At 40.3% G+C, this 19878-nt stretch carries 15 protein-coding genes, 1 pseudogene and 1 riboswitch; of the genes and pseudogenes, 13 read left to right on the top strand and 3 right to left on the bottom strand.

Annotation, left to right across the window (positions count from 1 at the left end):
• Positions 1-13 precede the first annotated feature (13 nt).
• Positions 14-994, bottom strand: a complete 981-nt coding sequence (locus tag CD33_RS11365) for an ABC transporter substrate-binding protein (protein ID WP_036200903.1) — start codon at positions 992-994, stop codon at positions 14-16.
• A gap of 174 nt (positions 995-1168) precedes the next feature.
• On the opposite strand from CD33_RS11365, the gene CD33_RS11360 reads away from it, so the two are divergent.
• The 4 genes from CD33_RS11360 to CD33_RS11345 all read left to right on the top strand — a co-directional run bounded on the left by CD33_RS11360 (position 1169) and on the right by CD33_RS11345 (position 5376).
• Positions 1169-2173 (top strand): FecCD family ABC transporter permease, encoded by a 1005-nt coding sequence (locus CD33_RS11360; protein ID WP_036200902.1) that lies wholly within the window; start codon positions 1169-1171, stop codon positions 2171-2173.
• A complete protein-coding gene (locus CD33_RS11355) occupies positions 2170-3225 on the top strand; it encodes a FecCD family ABC transporter permease (RefSeq protein ID WP_036200901.1) in 1056 nt (351 codons plus the stop codon). Before CD33_RS11360 ends, CD33_RS11355 begins: the two co-directional genes overlap by 4 nt.
• A 19-nt stretch (positions 3226-3244) precedes the next feature.
• Complete coding sequence (locus CD33_RS11350; protein ID WP_036200900.1) at positions 3245-4048, top strand: ABC transporter ATP-binding protein; 804 nt, start codon at positions 3245-3247, stop codon at positions 4046-4048.
• A 386-nt stretch (positions 4049-4434) separates the two neighbouring features.
• Positions 4435-5376: an ATP-grasp domain-containing protein gene (locus CD33_RS11345; RefSeq protein ID WP_036200899.1), complete on the top strand. Its 942-nt coding sequence runs from the start codon at positions 4435-4437 to the stop codon at positions 5374-5376.
• A gap of 167 nt (positions 5377-5543) precedes the next feature.
• On the opposite strand, the gene CD33_RS11340 is transcribed toward CD33_RS11345, so the two are convergent.
• The gene (locus CD33_RS11340) at positions 5544-7145 is read right to left on the bottom strand and encodes a glycosyl hydrolase (RefSeq protein ID WP_052130184.1); all 1602 of its coding nucleotides are present in this window, start codon (positions 7143-7145) and stop codon (positions 5544-5546) included.
• A gap of 210 nt (positions 7146-7355) precedes the next feature.
• Between CD33_RS11340 and CD33_RS11335 the strand changes: the two genes are divergently transcribed.
• Positions 7356-8204, top strand: coding sequence for an MBL fold metallo-hydrolase (locus tag CD33_RS11335; protein WP_036200897.1), 849 nt, complete (start codon positions 7356-7358; stop codon positions 8202-8204).
• A 106-nt stretch (positions 8205-8310) separates the two neighbouring features.
• Here the strand turns inward: CD33_RS11335 and CD33_RS11330 are convergent.
• Positions 8311-8568 (bottom strand): annotated as a pseudogene (locus CD33_RS11330) (nucleoside transporter C-terminal domain-containing protein); the annotation flags it as partial.
• 411 nt (positions 8569-8979) lie between these two features.
• Between CD33_RS11330 and CD33_RS19875 the strand changes: the two are divergent.
• The 8 genes from CD33_RS19875 to CD33_RS11290 are packed head-to-tail and all read left to right on the top strand — an operon-like array spanning position 8980 to position 19683.
• Positions 8980-11145, top strand: coding sequence for an NAD-dependent epimerase/dehydratase family protein (locus CD33_RS19875; protein WP_036200894.1), 2166 nt, complete (start codon positions 8980-8982; stop codon positions 11143-11145).
• A complete protein-coding gene (locus CD33_RS11320; protein WP_036200892.1) occupies positions 11135-12031 on the top strand; it encodes a hypothetical protein in 897 nt (298 codons plus the stop codon). Before CD33_RS19875 ends, CD33_RS11320 begins: the two co-directional genes overlap by 11 nt.
• The gene (locus CD33_RS11315) at positions 12015-13697 is read left to right on the top strand and encodes a DUF2194 domain-containing protein (protein WP_036200890.1); all 1683 of its coding nucleotides are present in this window, start codon (positions 12015-12017) and stop codon (positions 13695-13697) included. The genes CD33_RS11320 and CD33_RS11315 overlap by 17 nt, the downstream gene beginning before the upstream one ends.
• Positions 13694-15136 carry a GT4 family glycosyltransferase PelF gene (gene pelF, locus CD33_RS11310; RefSeq protein WP_036200888.1) on the top strand — a complete coding sequence of 481 codons (1443 nt, stop codon included), beginning with the start codon at positions 13694-13696 and terminating at the stop codon, positions 15134-15136. Before CD33_RS11315 ends, pelF begins: the two co-directional genes overlap by 4 nt.
• On the top strand, positions 15099-16535 hold the full coding sequence (gene pelG / locus CD33_RS11305) for an exopolysaccharide Pel transporter PelG (RefSeq protein WP_036200886.1): 1437 nt from the start codon (positions 15099-15101) through the stop codon (positions 16533-16535). The genes pelF and pelG overlap by 38 nt, the downstream gene beginning before the upstream one ends.
• Before the next feature lie 16 nt (positions 16536-16551).
• Positions 16552-18294 (top strand): CotH kinase family protein, encoded by a 1743-nt coding sequence (locus tag CD33_RS11300; RefSeq protein ID WP_052130183.1) that lies wholly within the window; start codon positions 16552-16554, stop codon positions 18292-18294.
• On the top strand, positions 18291-18989 hold the full coding sequence (locus CD33_RS11295) for a polyphosphate polymerase domain-containing protein (protein WP_235863306.1): 699 nt from the start codon (positions 18291-18293) through the stop codon (positions 18987-18989). Before CD33_RS11300 ends, CD33_RS11295 begins: the two co-directional genes overlap by 4 nt.
• 13 nt (positions 18990-19002) lie before the next feature.
• Positions 19003-19683: a DUF4956 domain-containing protein gene (locus tag CD33_RS11290; protein ID WP_036200883.1), complete on the top strand. Its 681-nt coding sequence runs from the start codon at positions 19003-19005 to the stop codon at positions 19681-19683.
• Between the two features lie 76 nt (positions 19684-19759).
• Positions 19760-19848, top strand: a riboswitch (cyclic di-GMP riboswitch).
• The last annotated feature ends 30 nt before the right edge of the window (positions 19849-19878 follow it).

Below are 19878 nucleotides of genomic sequence, written 5' to 3'. Positions count from 1 at the left end.
AAATTTAAAGAGCCTATTGTTCAGTAAAAATTTTTTCAATGTCATCCAACATAAGATTAGCCGCTTTAACACCGCCAGCTGTATTCCATATAATGTCACTCACTTTGTAGGCATGACCTTCCTTAACAGCAGTAAGGTTTTTCCAAAGTGGATCATTTGTCCATTCTTCTTCAACCGCGGTAGAGTCTGCGTATGTAAAGTAGAACAATGCATCTGCATCCATTTCGGGTATTAATTCTTTATCTACTTCAACTGCAAAATTCCCCATTTTATTGTCTTTTGTAAATAATTTTGCTTGATGTGCAGCACGCTTAAATCCAAGTTGATCAAATACAACCCCTGAGAAAGAATCTGTGTAGTAGATGCGTGTAGGACGGGAGCTAAACCGAACAATTGATATCTCCTGATTTACTTTATCCCCGAGTTTGGTTTTCACTTCCTCCACTTTATTGTCATACTGAACCATTACTTCTTTCCCTTTATCAGTCAAATTCAATGCTTTTGCATAGAGTTCGAAGTTGATTTTCCAATCCCCTGCAAGATCTTCGGAAAATACAGTCGGAGCAATCGCTTTAAATTTCTCATACATTGCTTCTTGACGAACCTTGTTCCCAATAATTAAGTCTGGCTTTAACTCAGCGATTTTTTCAATATTTACTTCCGACTCATCTCCTACTACCTCGACGCCATCCATTTCATCACTGATGTGTTCATACCAAGGGTCTTGATCCCATGACATTACGGCGCCTACCGGTTTTACTCCCAGCGCCAATAACGCCTCTGTTCCTTCGTTAGTTAAGATAACCACCCGTTCTGGAGTGGCCGGTATTTCCGTTGTCCCCATTGCATGTTCTACGGAATAACTCGTAGTTTCAGCTGCTTGTGTTTTTGCTTCCTCCTTGTCAGCAGATTCATTAGTGTTGCCGCATGCTGCTAACAATAATAGAGATAAAAATACAAAAAGTGTTAATAATGACCGTAATTTTCCTTTCATCCTGTACCCCCAAGTTTTTAACTAATATTGATAATCATTATCAATTATCATTCACTATTTTAATTAAACATGAAAATATTGTCAATAAAAATTGAGAATGATTATCATTATTATTGACTGAAATTTTAATATCTTCTACACTATCACTATATTAGGTTAGGATGGATGACAAAAATGAATGGAATTTTCGATTTTGCTAGAATGTCAAAAATAATACTTGCTGCCATTTTCCTAGTTCTATTAATGGGAATAAGTATTGTTTCAGGGTACACGGATACAACTATGCAATTGGCTTATAAAGCCTTTACTGCTTTCGATGGGAGTAATGAACACTTAATTATTCAAACTGTTCGTTTGCCTAGGGCATTGATTGCAGCGAGTGTAGGTGCATCCCTTGCTGTGTCCGGTGTGTATATGCAAACGGTGACAAAAAATCCGCTAGCATCGCCGGGTATATTAGGAATCAATGCAGGAGCTGGCTTTGCTGTAGTTTTTGCGATTACTATCTTTCAAGTCTCAAGTCTGGGTGTATTTACATGGATATCATTTTTAGGTGCAGCAATCGCCGCATTGACTGTTTATTTTGTTGGAGGAGTAGGAAAGCGAGGATTAACGCCGATGAAATTGACACTTGCTGGAGCTGCGATGACAGCGTTGTTTTCCTCTTTTACTCAAGGGATGTTAACGACAAATGAAGCAGCTCTGGATGAAGTCTTATTTTGGCTTTCCGGATCGATCCAAGGACGGAAGCTTGAAATATTAGCTTCAGTATTTCCTTATTTAGTTGTTGGATGGCTACTGGCTCTAGTTATAGCTCCAATGATGAATGTAATGGCGATGGGAGATGATATAGCCAGGGGTTTAGGGCTTAAAGTTGGAATGTTGAAGATCATGGTCGGTGTAATTGTCATATTACTTGCAGGCGGATCGGTTGCAGCTGCTGGTCCAATTGGTTTTATTGGTATTGTGATCCCACATATCGCCCGCCGATTGATAGGTATCGATCATCGATGGTTGGTGCCCTTTGCAGCTCTTTTGGGGGGGATTCTTTTATTGGCTGCCGATATAGGCGCCCGATATATTGTTATGCCTCAAGAAGTTCCAGTAGGGGTAATGATGGCTTTTATTGGAACACCATATTTTATATATATTGCACGCAAGGGGGCTAACAAAGGGTGAAAGGATATCGAAGCTTTCGCGTAGGAAAGGATAGGTTGTCCCTGCTTTTAGACAACAATGCTCTTGTAAAATTGGCTGTACTTTTCATAATTACTTTGATTCTCTTTATCGCAAGTGTTGGTTTGGGAGATGTTAAGATCAATCCATTAACGGTTGTTAAACTATTTTTCGGAGGAGGCACAGAGCTTCAGCAACTTGTAGTCCATCAATTCAGATTGCCGAGAATAATCGTTTCTATGTTAGTGGGAATGGGGCTTGCCGTTGCAGGAGGGATTCTCCAAGGCCTGATCCGAAATGATCTAGCTGCACCGGATACAATAGGGGTAACAGCCGGGGCAGGGATGTCTGTTGTCGCTTTTTTATGGCTTTTTAGCGATGAAAATTACTCACTAATTGTCAGTATAAACTGGTTACCTGTGGCAGCTTTTGTTGGGGCAACGTTAGTCGCGATTGCGGTCTATTTTTTGTCATGGAAGGATGGGGTCAAACCGGTTCGACTTGTCCTTATTGGTATTGGTATTACAGCACTGATGCAAGCGGGAACAACTACGTTTATGGTGCTGAGCCCAATTTATATGGCAAGCCAGACGAATATTTGGATTACTGGCAGCGTAAATAGTGTTGGATGGGAGGATGTTCATGTGCTTCTTCCTGTTATGTTCGTGTTGTTGCTAATGGCCTTCTTCTCGGCGCGGAATATCAATGTCCAATCTTTAGGAGAGGATATTGCAAAAGGGGTCGGAAGTCCAGTCGAACGTCATCGGTTTATACTGCTTATTATAAGTACAGGTTTGGTAGGCACAGCCGTTGCCTTTGCTGGAAGTATTGGATTCGTGGGGCTGATGGCACCCCATATGGCACGCAGGCTCGTTGGTTCCTCGTTTGGTTCGTTATTGCCTGTGTCTGCATTTATAGGGGCAATTCTCGTTATGCTGGCGGATTTGATGGGGCGTACATTATTCCTGCCTTCCATTGTACCTGCAGGTGTGTTTACGGCAGCTTTAGGCGCTCCCTATTTTATCTATCTTTTAATGAAAACCAAAAACAACTAATAGAAGGAGGCCAATACACGTGAACAGCATTTTGCAAACGGAAAAACTGACTCTAGCTTACGGTGAAAAAATTATTATAAAAGAATTAGATTTATCGATTTCTAAAGGCGAAATTACAGTATTCATTGGCGGAAATGGCTGCGGGAAATCTACGCTCCTCCGCTCAATCGCCCGTCTTCTAAAGCCTGAAGGAGGGAGTGTACTACTTGATGGGGAAAGTATTGCAAAGCTGCCTACAAAAGAAGTGGCCAGAAAACTGGCAATTCTCCCACAAGGACCGGATTCCCCAGAAGGATTATCTGTCATGCAATTAGTCAAACAAGGAAGGTATCCATACCAAAATTGGTTAAAACAGTGGACAAAAGAGGATGAAAAATTAGTGAACAACGCCCTTAAATCCACCTCTTTAATGGAATTGAAGGATAAGGCCATCGATGAGCTCTCAGGGGGACAAAGACAGCGGGCGTGGATTGCCATGACACTTGCCCAAAATACCGATATTATTTTGCTGGATGAACCTACTACCTATTTAGATATGGCACATCAAATTGATATTCTTGATCTGTTGTACGATTTAAATGAGAAGGAAAACAGAACGATTGTGATGGTTCTGCATGATTTAAACTTGGCTTGCCGTTATGCACACAACCTGGTGGCGTTAAAAAACCAACGGATTGTGGCACAGGGAAAGCCGGACGAAATTGTTAATGCCGAACTTGTTCAACAAGTTTTTGACATGCAGTGTGTAATCTCGGTTGATCCTATCGTGGGGACACCGCTATGTATCCCATATGGGAAAGGCAGATCTGCTGTTACTGTTTAGAAACCTTTATGAGGTGATCTTACAGTTTTGTTTAAACAAGAAGTTTAATTTGTACCCACCAAAAAGCAAGTTGGTTTTGAAATAAGAAGGAAGCTTAAGAAGTAGGTCAATTCCTTCTCGAGACTATGATTTATCCGCGCTATTCAAGAACTTGCTTTGATGGTGAAAATACGAATAACTTATTGCATAGTTTTAAGAGTCAGCGTTAAAATTGAAATCAGATTTAGATACTTGCCTTTCGTAGTGAAGGGACTGCCGGTAACTATACGGGAATGTGCATTTAAGAAGACTTTATCGTTGCAACTTTCCATAAAGAGTGAGCCTGCTTATTGGCAAAGGTAAATAGGTAAGTTAAATGTAGAAAATAAAGTAGCGGGGTGTTTAGTATGACAAAAAAGATCTATGTCATTCATGAAAATGATGATTGGACAAGCCATCTAATAAAAAGATTAGAAGAATTAAACTTACCATATGAAACTTGGCATTTAGATGAAGGAATTGTGGATTTAAATGAAGTACCGCCAGAAGGTGTATTCTACAATCGTATGAGTGCATCATCTCATACACGCAATCACCGTTTTGCACCAGAACTAACAGGTGCGGTCATCGATTGGTTGGAATTCCATGGTAGGAAAGTGCTGAACGGCTCAAATGCACTTCGTCTTGAATTAAGCAAAGTAAAACAATATACACAATTAGAGAAATGCGGTGTTCGTGTGCCGAAAACAGTTGCGGCTGTTGGGAAAGGACAAATCATGGAAGCAGCAAAAACTTTGAACACCTTCCCGTTCATTACAAAACATAACCGTGCTGGTAAAGGGTTGGGTGTTCAGCTGTTCTATTCTTTAGAGGCGCTGCAAGAACATTTGGACAAACCAACATTTGAAGATTCAGTAGATGGTATTACGCTTGTACAACAATATGTATCATCCCCGGACCAATCAATCACCCGCGTAGAATTCGTTGGTGGGGAGTATGTATATTCCGTAAGAGTGGATACTTCAGAAGGATTTGAATTATGCCCGGCAGATGCATGTCAAATCGGTGATTTATTTTGCCCGGTTGGAGAAGAGCCAAAAGATCAAATGAAATTTAGAATTGTTGAAAATCCTCGTACAGAATTAATTGAAAGATACAAAAGATTCTTAAAGGAAAATAGCATTGATGTTGCAGGTATCGAATTTATCGTCAATGAGGAAGGCACTGCATATACATACGATGTAAATACAAACACAAATTACAATTCGGATGCTGAAGAACAAGCACAAAAATTCGGTATGTTAGAACTTGCAAAGTTATTAGGCAGAGAGTTAGAAAACCTAAACTAATTAAACTTATCGAAGAATAAAAATAGTCATAGATCAGAATAAAACCAATGTATCTACTATGAGGTACATTGGTTTTTAATTTTGAGTATAAATAGAATTTTATTTTTGATCTAAAAGTCGATGTTAGAGATGAGTTTTTGTTAGATTAATAAGAAGTAGGCGGCATTTTAGTTTTTTGCCGTTTGGAAGGCAACGGTTTTCTTTATGGCCACTTTCCCTTTTGAATCAAAGACAATGGCTTGAAGTTTATGTTGTCCATTTTGATATTGACTTGGATTGATTTTGATTGCAAATGGATAGGCACTGCTTTCCCCGAGGTACTTTCCATCTAATTTGAAAATAATCTTTGAAATTTTTGGATCATATGTCTTTGCCCATGCATATATCGTTACTGGTTGACGGATAACTTGTTTCTCAAGGGCAATAATAGTCTGACTTGCTGATCTGGAAGTTTTTGCAAAAGGCCCATTTTCGACATCTTGTAAATAATAGTTGTTTTTAATAAGATTGGAATAGGCCGTCAATAGCTTTTTATTTTCTGTTAAGCTGTAATTGTTTAACTTGCGGTCCGGTCTATCCGCATTCTCCAATGCATTTAGACTAAACCAATTGATGGCTTTTACTCTTGGATATTTCAACATCGCACCATGGTAAAGCATTTTCATTTTGTTAATGCCAAAGTCAGTTGTATTCATATTGCCAGCTTTACTGAAAGTAGTGGCTGCATATTCACTTACCATAATCGGTTTGCGGTCAGCATATTCTTTGTAGATGAAATCTAGCAATTCCAATGGATTTACATATTCGGCAGATTGTTTAGCATTCCCGTTAAAAAATCTTACACTGTAGATACTAGTGCCGATCCAATCCACAAATTCATCACCAGGATAATAGTCTTTCATCTTATCTCTAGGTTCAGAACCAGGAGACCAAACCATTGCCACATTCTTGGCTTCCTGTTTCATGACACGGGAAACTGTTCGGAATGCTTCTTTATATTTCGAAGGATTTCCATTCCACTTTACCCAATTCCCATTCATTTCTCCGGCAAAGCGAAGGAATATCGGCATTTCTGTTGCCGCCGCCGCTTGTGCAAACTCTTTAAGATAATCATCATTTTTCACCTTATCAAGACCGGTTTTTGGCTCAAGTGCGATATGAATAGCTGCACCCGACTCTTTTACTTGCATCGCCCACTCTGTTGGAAAAGGGTCGCCATATTTCCAATAGCGGAAGTATGTAGAGTGCTTTTTTCCTGTTAAACTATTGAACTTCGTGTATTTTTGATTTCCATATGTCATCATTGGTTCGTCGCCATCAATAAAGGCACCAATGTACATTCCGGATGCTGGTTCATATTTGGCAAGTGTTTTTGTGTTCTGTACCTGCACCTGTTTTTCTGTATATAATTCAAGTTCACTTTTTAAACGCTCGGCCATAATAATCACTGCATGGTAGGTTTTCATGTCACCTGATTTCTGGCCAATTGCATAATGTATTTTTGCCTCCGTATATAGTGTGTCGGACGCTTTTTGGTACTGTCCGCTACCCTCATAGGCTTCTGCTAACTTTCGGTAATAAGAAGCATTGTTGCTTTCTTCAGCAGCTCTTTTTAAATAAGGGATCGCTTTTGAATAGTTTCCTTTTTCATATAGCTTTAATCCTTCTTTGTAATCAACCCACGCATTTGCCTTTACTTCCTCTGAAAGCAAAGAAAAACAAAGAAGCGAAAAAACGATGACCATCATGGCCGAATATATTTTATTCATTTACTCCCTCCGATTCTCTATTTCATTATAAGGATATAAATATATTTTTGTAACAATTTATGGGAAAATATTGTATCTTTATACTGAACGGATGAGGGGAAATATATAATACAAATTGCAATATGCAAGAATATGAACTACATTCTTTCAGCAAGCCCCCAACTTAGTAATTAAATTAGCACATTTTGTGATTAAAGGGAGGTAGCATCAATGCACTCAATTAACAAGATAGGTGAGCGTTTTTGGTACATCACGCCAATATCGGTGACGGACCGTCCTATTCTAGGAATGGTGGTCGGCAATAACAAGACGTTAATGATAGATGCGGGAAACTCGGAAGAGCATGCCAAGTATTTTCTGAGAGAACTTTCAAATAGGGGAATATCTAATCCTGATATGGTCGTTCTTACACATTGGCATTGGGATCATATCTTCGGCCTTTCAGCGTTATCCAACACAGTTTCCATCGCTTCCAAAGACACAAAAATAGAGATGGAGAAACTCATTCCTTACTCATGGTCAGATGAGGCGTTGGATGAGCGAGTGAAGGAAGGGACAGAAATTGAATTTTGCGCAATAGCGATTAAGGAAGAGTTCCAGGAAAACCGTGATATCAAAATTGTTTTGCCGGATATTGCTTTTGGAAAGAGACTGGAAATTGACCTAGGTGGGATAAATTGTATAGTACAACACGTTGGAGGGGACCATGCTTCAGATTCAGTAATTGTATATATCAAGGAAGAAAAGATTCTTTTTCTTGGTGATTGTTTTTACCCAAATATCCATTCCGAAAAAATACACTATACAATTGAGGAGTCACTGCGGCTGCTGGATGAATTAGAGCAGTTTGATGCCGAAACATATATACTTTCGCATCAAATGCCGATTTCAAAAAGTGAATTTAATGAGCAAGCAGCTATGCTTAGAATGATTGCGAAGTATACAAATATTTGCGGTGGGGACCATCAGAAGATTACTAGGGAATATGGAAAACATGTAAATAGGGAACTTACAGAAGATGAAATGGATATGATATCCGATTTTGCAAATGGTTATTAACAAAAGGCAGTGGGTACGCCACTGCCTCCGACTTTTGACAGACGCTTCCCGTATGCTGGATGTCTCGTACGTCCCCGTGTTAACTGCGGTTGGTCAGCATGTTTCTCTATATGACGAGACTAACAATAATCCCTGAAAGTATGCTTACAAGCGTTGCACTATATAACAGTTTCAACCCAAATCGTGCGACAATATTTCCCTGGCCTTCATTGAGCCCTTTGACAGCCCCAACGATTATGCCAATAGATGAGAAGTCAGCGAATGAAACTAGAGATACAGAAAGTATCCCCATTGTTCGGTCACTAAAATGATAGTTGCCTCCTGATAAGTCCAACATCGCCACAAACTCATTGGTCACGAGCTTTCTAGTATAGAATTAGAAGTACCTCCAAAACTATTAAATCAAGTTTTGGAGGTTTTTTCCTTTTAATAGTTATTACATTATTCTTTTACCCTTACTATTTGGCTCACTGCTATGGTTAAATTGACAGTATATAAAAATAGTCCAAATGGCAGTGTTGAAATCCGATATTAAACTATAATCTATGTTATGTAAGGTCGAAAGTTTCATTGTTCTATGGTGCTTAGAGGTATTGAAATGACTAAATGAGTTTTATCACCTGACAAAAAAAGATCGCGTCATTTATTACATAGTGAAAGTTCTGGAAGTTTGAGATATGCCAACTTACAGCAATATTTAAGAAATTTGTAAGAGGGGCGATGTATTATTAGATCTAAATGGACTGAGGAAACATCTGGAAGTAAGGAGAATTATATGAACGTACTAGTCACGGGTGGATACGGATTTATCGGCTCATTTATTGCGGAGCGCTTTTTCAAAGAAAATCATAATGTATTTATTATCGATAATTTACTTTCCGGGAAAAAGGAAAATATTGATTTTAAACATCGCTCTTTTATTGGGGATATCACGGATGAAAAATGCGAGAGTTTTTTTAAATCGCACTCCTTTGATGTAGTCATCCACTGTGCAGCGCAGACAAGTGTTCAACGATCTATTGAAAAGCCGTTTGAGGATTCATCGACGAACATTCTTGGCCTCATCAATATGCTGAATTTATCGAAAAAGTATGGCGTCAAAAAGTTTGTTTTCTGTTCATCGGCAGCAGTATATGGCGAAAACATGTCACTTCCGCTTAAGGAAGAGGAGATACTTGATCCTGTTTCTCCATACGGCATTAACAAAATGAATGGGGAGTTATACTGCCGCAAGTGGGAAGAAATGTATGGATTGTCATCGATTATATTCCGTTTTGCAAACGTATATGGTCCTCGTCAGCATGTGAGTGCGGAAAGCGGTGTTGTGTCTATTTATACGACTAAGTTTTTAAGACAGGAGTCAATCGCGGTCTTTGGGACAGGTGAACAGACGCGCGATTTTATTTATGTTGGCGATGTGGCAGAGGCTGTATACCGCGGTGTCATAAGCGGACTGAGCGGTACTTACAATGTATCGAACAATACACAGACAAGTATTAAGGGCCTTATTGCGGCGTTGACGAAGTTGAAGCCACAGCCTTCAATTGAGTTCATTGAATCAAAAGAGGGGGACATTGCGTCTTCGCAATTGGATAATACGCGGCTGAAAAAAGATTTAGACTGGGTGCCGAAGTATTCGCTTGAAGCGGGATTAAAAGCCACAGTGGAACACTATGGAGCGATACCGGCAGCAGAACCAGTGAAGGAAAGAAAATCCCGTTCCTCATTGTGGGGCAATCACTGGATGCACCTTGCGGAAAACATTGTCCTTTTTTTAATGTTTTATGCTATGTCTGTTATTGTCGTCCCAGCTGTTGAATTGATAGATTTCTGGATCATTTACGTGCTGTTGGTTGCTCTTATATTTGGTAAAACCCAATCTATCTTGTCGTCCTTTCTAGCTATGGCCGTCCATGTGAATGAGGCATTTGGCTCAGGAAGGGAAATCGGTTCTCTATTTATGGATAATGCTCTCCTAGCAACGTTCACTATTTATTTGCTTATTGGGCTCATCGTTAGTTATGTAGTGGATCGTCGGAAAATCGAGCTGTTGTTTACAAAGGATGAACTCGCTTCCTCGCAGGCGCAATATTCGTTTTTATCGTCCGTTTATGAAGAAACGCTCGGAATTAAAAATGAGCTGCAGCAGCAAATTTTACGCTCTGATAACGGAATCGGACAGATTTACCAGGCGACGCGCTCGCTAGACAGCCTGGAACCCGAGGCATTATTTTCAGGTTCGATTCATGTACTTGAACAAACATTGAAAGCTAAGCATTTTGCGCTATATTCCATTGCACCTAATGGATTTGCCCGTCTAACTGCTAAATCGGGCGATCAACTGTTTATGCCCAAAGCCTCTTTGAGAATAGAAGAAGTTACACTCATAAAGAAGGCAGTTAACGAAAAGCAGATCTGTTTTAACGATTCGCTGTCATCATCTGAACCATTTTTTGTAGCGCCGATTGTACAGCAGAATCAAACGGTGGCTATGATTGTCTGCTATGATGTGCCATTTCATCAATTAACATTGTCGTTTAAGAATTTGGTCGATGTAGTAATCCGTCTTATCAGTTCAGCACTTGAACGATCATCCAGCTATATTCAGGAGATTAACCATGAGCGTTATGTAGAAGAAACAACTGCATTGAAACCAGCATACTTTGCTCGGATTTTGGAACAAAAACAGCAGGCGGCCGAATCACTTCATATTCCTTACACAATCCTTCATGTCAAGGGGGAGGAACATGATAAAGAAAAGCTGCAGTCGATTGGAACAACACTGCGGACAACAGATTATTTTGGATTTACTGAGGAAGGGAAACTCCGTATTATCCTATCGAACACAGAAGCGGTTGATGCTGCTCTTGTAGTAGAACGCCTCGGCAAAAAATGCATTGATGCGACTGTGACCGAGGAGGAACTTTCTTATGTTGGCTAAAGGACTGATTGTTTATTACACCTTTGCACTCCTGTACAGCATTGTCTTATATATACGGCGGAGGAAAGGGGCAGCGCTTCAAGCGATGATTTTAATTAGCTGCCCTTTTTTGGGCGTCCTGATTATTTTGGCTATGTTTAAGAAGTCGGCACAGGACGGTGAACTGCCGGAATGGCTACTAAGGCGTGAGGAATACATGGATCTTTCTTTGCAAACGCCAAACCGCGAACTCGAAATGAATATTATCCCATTTCAAGATGCGTTGATGCTAAATGAAAATAGTATCAAGCGTAAATCGCTGATAAACCTGCTGAAGGAGGAATTTTTGCAGCAGTCGGACGCCTTGGCACTGGCACTGAAGAGTGAGGATACCGAAACTTCACACTACGCTGCTACCGCTTTGCAACAGGCAAAGAGCCAGTTAGTAAAAGAACTGAAGCGTCTAGAGGCAAGGCTTCAGGAAAACAGCACGGGTCTAGAAACCATTAAACAGTATGTGGATGTTCTGAAACAGTCTGTTCAAATTGAATTTCTTGACCAAAAAACACAAAAAAAATATATGTATCTGTATTCCCAGTCGTTGAGCAGGTTGTTGGCGCTCAATCCGACGGACAGCTCGTTATATTACAATGAAAAAATCAAAACAGCGCTGGAACTTAGGGAGTACCAGCAGGCACTAGAGACAGCCGAAGCGTTCCTGGAGCATTTTTCACACGATGAAGATGCGTATTTTGCTGCTATGAGTGTACACTTTCATATGCAAAACAGAGAGGCTTTTTTCCAGCTGGTGGATAAGATTCGTTCGTCAAGTATCCGCTTGTCGCCTGAACGTCTGAACCAACTGCGCTATTGGCTACAAGGTGGTATGTATGAAGGGAAAATTTAAAATTGAGCGCAGTATTTATGCGTTGGGGATGTTTATTGCTTTAATAGGAGTTTTATTTTTAATCGCCCGTTCAGATGCGGTACTGAAATTTAAATATTTCAACGAACCATCCGAGCATGCTGTGGTAAGGCAAGAAGTGGAAGGAAGCCAGAATGTACCGTCATATCTACTTTTGACAGGACCGGACCAACCGGCTCTTCAAAATTCATTGAAAAAGCGGCTCGAGTTGATGGGAAAAGATGTAGAAGTACGCCCGATTTCTTCTATTGAATCTGAAGCAGACCTTTCAGGGTACGCCAGCGTGGTGGTAGCAACCGAGCAAATTGATTTGTTGAAGGAAACAAACATTGTACTTCGATTTGTACAACATGGCGGTTCTTTATTTTTTGCTGTTCGCCCTTCACCCGGTCCGGCTTTGTCTACTCTTTATCAACCACTTGGTTTAGTGGAGACAGGCAATTTTATAGAGACAACGGGAATTAAGCTTGAAAATCCGTTTTTTGGTGATAACGGAGATACTGTTTTTATATCAGATAGCATCATCAATTCATCGCTATCTGTTCGGCTTTCAGGCGATGCCAAGCTTTTTGCTTCTTCTTCGTCGGACATCCCGCTGTTGTGGAAAGCTACATACGGAGAAGGGGCGTTTATTGTTTTTAATGGTACGATGTTTACTGCAATGACTGACCAGTCTTTATTTGTGAAAGGTATTCAACAGGCATCTGAGCATGTAATCATGCCCATTGTCAATGGGCGTGTTACGGAGCTGAGTGGCTTTCCATTTTTTGTACCCGAAGGCAGGGATTTATCGCCTTCTTATACAAACCGTGATTATTACCGCACAGTTGTATGGCCGGAGTTGCAGCGGATTGAATCCAAGTTTAATTTAAACTATACTGCTTCCTACCTAGCACCGGTGGATACGGGACGTACAGATAATGCGCCATATCCAGTGCATGATGATTTGAAGTTATATGGGCGGGAGCTACTGCGGATGGGCGGTGAGATCGCAGTGCAGTTGCCTTTATCAAAAAATGCTGATCAAATCGCCAGTTCTCACGATATCTCTGTTCAGCACATAAAAGAGGTGCTTCCGGGTTATGCAATCCGCTCGACAAGTAGTTCATCTCCGGAAGTGGATGTTGAGTTAATGAAGGATGCATCCACCACTCTTGTACCAAATACTGACGTACAGAAAATGGAAAAAACCATTGTACTGCCGAAAACGATTGAAGGGTTCAGCCTGGACGATAATAAAAAGTGGCAACTTTTCAATGAATTGGCCCTAAGTGGATTTTATGCCCACTCTCTGTACCCAAATCGATTTTTTGAAGAAGGCAACGCAGAGGAGCAATTATCCGCTTTCACCGATTTGCAACAGTCAATGAAAGATCAAGTTCCTTGGCTTCGTTCACTTACGCTTTCAAAAGCCGGGGAGGCAGCATATGCGTATATATACAGTGACCTGTATGAAGAGCAGGACGGTGATAAACTAATTTTCCGTACTACAGCGATGAAAGAAAATGCGCACACATATTACTATTTTTCAACGAACCGGACGATTGCGAAAACTGAAGATTGTAAAGTGGAGAAAATTGGGGAAGATTTGTATCTAGTAGAGGCAGACAAGTTGACATTTTCCATTGTTCTAGGAGGTTTACAGTGAAAATTTGCTTAATCTCAGAAGGTGCGTATCCATATGTAACAGGAGGCGTATCAAGCTGGGTCCAATCAATGATTTTAAATATGCCGGAACATGAATTCATTGTATATTCCATCTCGGCGAAAGACTCAAAAGATATCACACGGAAATATGAATTGCCTTCGAACTTGCTAGAATTGCACGACATTTTCCTTGGCGCTCATGTAGATGAAAATATTCAAGCCGGTAAGCGTTACAACATAACGGAAGAGGAGAAAGAAGCGTTCTTATCCCTGATCGGGGGAAGAGAAGTAAATTGGAGTGTGCTCTTTCAGTTTTTCGTTGATGGACGAGTAGATTCAATTTTAAATTTCTTGGCAAGCAAAGATTTCTTTGATATTGTGCAGGAACTTTGCACCAAACGATTCGTACATGTTCCGTTTACTGATATGTTCTGGGCCTTACGCTCCATGGTGTTGCCACTATTTCTGTGCATTGACCAGAAAATGCCCGAAGCGGATTTGTATCACAGCGTATCAACCGGATATGCGGGTGTCCTCGGTGCATTGGCGAAACATCAGTATAATAAGCCATTTCTGCTCACTGAGCATGGTATTTATACACGTGAGCGGGAAGAGGAAATCATTAAAGCGGATTGGATTAAGGGATACTTCAAAGATATTTGGATTGATTATTTTTACAGCTTATCACAATGCGCATATGAGCATGCTGAACGGGTAACCTCATTGTTTGAAGGAAGCCGTCAGATTCAAATGGAGCTCGGGTGTCCAGCCGAAAAAACATCCATCATTGCTAATGGCATCGACGTCGATAAGTTTCATATACAAAACCGTAACCAGAAAGTAACCGGCATTCACATAGGGGCAATTGTCCGGGTAGTGCCAATCAAAGATATCAAAACCATGATTCAGAGTTTTTCCATTGTGCAGCAGGAAATACAAGATAGCTATTTTTACATTATCGGGCCATATGAAGAAGATGAGGAGTATTACGAAGAATGCATCGAAATGGCTGATAGTTTGGGCATCCGCAATATTGTGTTTACAGGAGCTGTGGATGTGCAGGAGTACCTAGAGTTTCTTGATATCCTTGTGCTCTCGAGTATCAGCGAAGGGCAGCCACTTGTTATCCTGGAGGGATTGGCAATGGAAATTCCCTTTGTGGCAACTGATGTAGGAAGCTGTGCGGAGCTTTTGCTTGGCAAGTATGATTCGTTTGGCCAGTCTGGAACAATTGTCCCGGTGATGCATTTTCATTTGATGGCAAATGACATTATCTCACTTGCAAATGACCCGAAACGTCGGAAGGAATATGGGCGCAACGGAAGAGAGCGAGTAACCTCTTTATATACACTGCCGGGCATGATAGAAAAGTATAATCGATTATACAAGGAGGTGAACAGGAATGGCAGGCATAGGCTTTCAGTTGAAAGAACTGTATAACCAATCAAACTTCTTTGCTCAACTACGGGCATATGGCTATTCAGCTGTAACCGCTGTTGGTCCAATGTTTTTAAGTATTTTGCTTATTACAATAGCGCGGGAATGGCTCATGCATTTGGACACGCCAAGTTCCGAAGTGAATCTATTTATGGCGTCAGTTCAATATGCATTTGTTTTTTCGCAAATCTTGACCGGCGGATTCCTGTTTGTCATTTCCCGTTTTGTGGCTGATCAGACATTTATGGAAAAAGAAGAAAATGTCCTATCTTCGATGTACGGGGCGATTGGGATTGTACTTTTAATCGGGTTTATCGCTGCTGTGCTTTTTTACTGGTCATCACCGCTCCCGCTCATGTTTAAATTCATTTCCTACTTATTTTTCGTGGAATTAAATATTATCTGGATACTATCGATGTATGTATCCGCTCTGAAGGATTACCGGAAAATTGTCAAAGGTTACTTGCTCGGCGTGGCAGTTGCGGCACTGATTATTTGGGCAGCAACCGGTCTGCTAGGATTTGAAACGGCTATAGCGGTGTTTATTGGTCTTGATATAGGATTCCTGCTTATTGCCATCATGTTGTTGCGGGATATTTTTGGCTATTTCCAGCTGAACAACAAACAGTATTTTTACTTTTTAACGTATATGGAGAAATATCCACTTTTGTTTTTCGTCGGTTTGTTCTATTATCTGGGGCTGTATGGACATAACATGGCAGTCTGGATTGGCGATCGAAAAGTTATTGTCGCAGATACATTTTTAATGGCTCCATATTATGACACCCCGGTATTTTACGCTTATTTGAGCGTATTACCAGCCCTGATACTTTTTATGGTGACGCTTGAGACCACGTTTTACACAACGTATAAAAAATATTACGGGCGCATTTTAAATGGATTTCCGCTGCAGGATATTGAAAGTGCTAAGCAGGAAATGTATCGGACACTACGCTTGGAAATACTCTTTCTAGCACAGGTGCAGCTTCTTGTCACCTTCGTTTTTTTGTTTATTGGTGTCCGCTTTTTGCCGTTTCTGGGTTTAACGCAAGACCAGATTGATATTTTTATAATCGTAGTGCTTGGCAGTTGGTTTTTGAGCTTGATGATTACATTCTTTTTGATTTTGCTTTATTTTGATGAACGGAAAGCCGCCTTTTCCTTAACCGGCCTTTATGCCTTAATTAGCTTCTCCACAACTATTTTATTCAGCGGGCAGTTTGGCCTGTACGGAGCAGGCATGTTCACAGCGGCAGCTCTTAGTTTTGTATATGGCAGTCGGATGCTGATCAAACAGCTTAATGAAATTGACTATACAACATTTTGTTATCAGCCGATTATCTATAAAGAAAAAATCACTAGAACAGAACGGTTTTTACGTAAAATCGGCAGCCTCGATTGAGAAAGGAGCAGTTTAAATGAAAAGGCCGCCTTATTTAAAAACAGCGATTGGGCTAAGTGTGTTGTTCATTGTTTTGCTGTTTTTACAATCTATGCTTGAGAATCAGCCAGAGGTTCCGGCAGTTTCAACAAAGGCTAACCCTAAAGAGGATGAAGCCGCTGCCCAGTTGAATGACCGGTTAGTAGAAGACAAACGTGTATATGAAGGACATAACGGTATTAATCTTGAACATATATATATTACGATTTTTGACCAATCAACTGTTCCTGAAAATGATATTACATTTTATGAATTAAATGAATCTTATAAGCAGTACAGCAATCTAGATTCAGGACCCAAGCTGGATATCTTGTTTCAAACCGGAACAGAGAAAGGTGCTTCGGACAATGGCTTTATTTCATTTGGAACAGAAAAACCGAATGCGACAATTGAACTTCGAGGTCGATCGAGTCGTTTGGAAGCCCAAAAATCTTATAAAATCCGTCTTCAAGACAACGGGGGTCTATGGTACGGGCAGGATGTCATTAATTTAAACAAGCATGCGGACGACCGGACAAGGGTACGCAACATGCTTGCGTTCGATTATTTCCGTCGCATCCCAGACTTGATTAGTCTGCGGACAAATTTTGTCCAGCTGCATGTAAAGGATTTGACGGACCCCTCTTCAAAGGGCACCTTCGAAAATTATGGCTTGTACACGCATGTGGAGCAGTTAAATGAAGAAGCATTGGCAGCAAGAGGGTTAAATCCGGATGGTCACTTATACAAAGCGGAAAATTTTGAGTTTTATCGTTACCCTGATCAGCTAAAGCATCAGGATGATCCTGATTATGATAAAAAACAATTTGAACAAATATTGAAAGTCAATGGAAATGAAAATCATGATGAATTGCTTCAAATGCTGGATGATATCAATGATTTTTCAAAACCATTTGATAAGGTATTCGATGAATATTTTCAAGAAGATAATTATTTAACATGGCTTGCAGTCAATATTTTATTAGGCAATTATGATACGATGTCGACAAATTATTATTTGTATAGCCCACTAAATTCCGAAAAATGGTATTTCATTCCTTGGGATTTTGACAAAGCACTCGGCCGTGATGCAGAACGGACGGATGGTCTCCCAGAGTGGCAGCAAGGCATTCAACGTTACTGGGGCACCGTGCTGCACCGGCGCTATTTGCGAGATCCGGAAAATGCGGCAGCATTGACAGCGAAAATAGAAGAACTCTCTGAAACTATTAACAAACAAGAAACAAAAGCGCTGATTGATTCTTATTACCCAGTTGTGAAAGAGCTGACGCTTCAGGAACCTGATCTTGCTTATTTAAGCATTGAAGCTTCGGAATTTGACTCGGCATACCGGAAACTTGAAGATGTCACAAACCGCTATAAAGAGCAGTACCTTGCTTCTCTTGAAGTACCAATGCCGATTTTTCTTCACTACGAGCGGAAAAACGGCCGTGATGTCTTTACATGGGAAACATCCCATGATCTGCAAAACGACCAACTGACTTATGAATTACAGATAAGCAAAACACCTGGATTTGAGTCGATGATTACACAAATAAAAAATCAACCGAATTTTACGTATGACCTGGATCCATTGCCGGCAGGACGCTATTATTGGCGAGTCTTGGTAAGAGACGGAAAAGGGCATGAGCAAATTCCATTTGATTATTATCGTGACAACGCTGGCAAAGTATACTGGGGCGTTCAGCAAATTATTGTACCGGGAGGAAGTTCTTCGTGAAAAAGTTTCGTCACGAACTTAAGTTCTATATTACAGAACGGGATTATCAACTGATGAGGGATAGGATTGGCCTGCTTTTACCGCAGGATAAACATTCAGTTGATGAGCGAGGTTATATGATCCGCAGCTTGTATTTCGACAATATGCATGATCATGACTTGATCCAAAAGAACAATGGTGTGTTTCGACGGAAAAAGTTTCGGATTCGCACCTACAATTATTCAGATTCTGTCATTCGGCTTGAGAAGAAAAGCCGGCAGGGGGAGTACATTTTAAAGTCTTCTGTGCCAATCACACGTGGTGAATATGAGCAACTATTAGAGTGGGACTATTTGTTTTTGAAGGAAAAAGAAGACCCGATTTACCAGGAGTTTTATTTTTATTTAAACAATTATTATATGAAGCCGCGTGTGATTGTAGACTATGTGCGCGAAGCATATATCGGAGCGATGAGCAATATCCGTATTACATTTGACAAAGAGTTAAGTTTTGTAACGAATACAACTGATTTGTTTGAAGAGGGATTTGTATCAGAAGAAGTACTTGATTACCCGAAAACAATTTTAGAGGTAAAGTACGATGAGTTTCTGCCGGATTATATACAGCAGATGCTCCAGCTTGATTCGCATACCCGATCTGCCATATCCAAATATGTGCATTGCCGTACAGCTTCAATCCGATATCACGGCTTATGAAAGAGTGATAAGAATGAATGAGACGACTAATTTCAATGATATTTTAAAGAAAAGTTTTTTAAATGATTTTATGTTCGGAAATCTGTCGGTGATAGATATTCTCCTTGGTCTGTTGACAGCGTTTATAGCTGGCGCATTAATTTACATTGTTTATAAGTATACTTACAGAGGAGTACTATACAGCCCAAGTTTTAATGCAACATTGCTTGTTATGACAATGATCACATGTTTGGTTATCATGACAATCAGCACCAATGTAGTTTTATCACTCGGAATGGTTGGCGCACTAAGCATCGTGCGTTTCCGTACTGCGATTAAAGACCCGATGGATGTTGTGTTTATGTTTTGGGCAATTGCGGCCGGAATTTCGAGCGGAGCAGGGCTATATTTCCTTACATTTATTGGAGCTGGTGTAATCGGTAGTGTGCTTATTGTTTTATCACGCAAAAAACATACGGATACACTTTATTTGCTTGTTATCCATTATACAGAAGAGGCAGCAGATGAAGTCAGGAAGGAACTTCAGAATCTAGATCATACGTTGAAGTCGAAAATTGTGCGCAAAAATGTGATTGAACAAACTTCAGAAGTAAGACTAAAGATAGATAACACGGCATTTATGAGTAGGCTTAATGAAATTGAAGGCATACGCGATGTGTCTTTGGTCCAATATAATGGAGATTATGCAGTATAATGAAAAATAGGGTAAGTTCTTTATTCACTGGAGCTTAAATATAAAGTACGATATACTTCAATTAAACAGTACGGAACTGTCATAAGGGCAAATCTATCGAAAGGTAGAGACGCAAAGCCTCAGATCTAAGGCGTGTTATCATGCTAGGATGGCTGGGTTACCGTAGTGATTCCTGATTTAAGGAATTACCGTAAA

It is taken from the genome of Ureibacillus sinduriensis BLB-1 = JCM 15800 (assembly GCF_000772955.1).
GTDB lineage: Bacteria > Bacillota > Bacilli > Bacillales_A > Planococcaceae > Ureibacillus > Ureibacillus sinduriensis.
The sequence above is the reverse complement of the archived record's forward strand: the minus strand, read 5'-3'. Positions and strand labels throughout refer to the sequence as shown.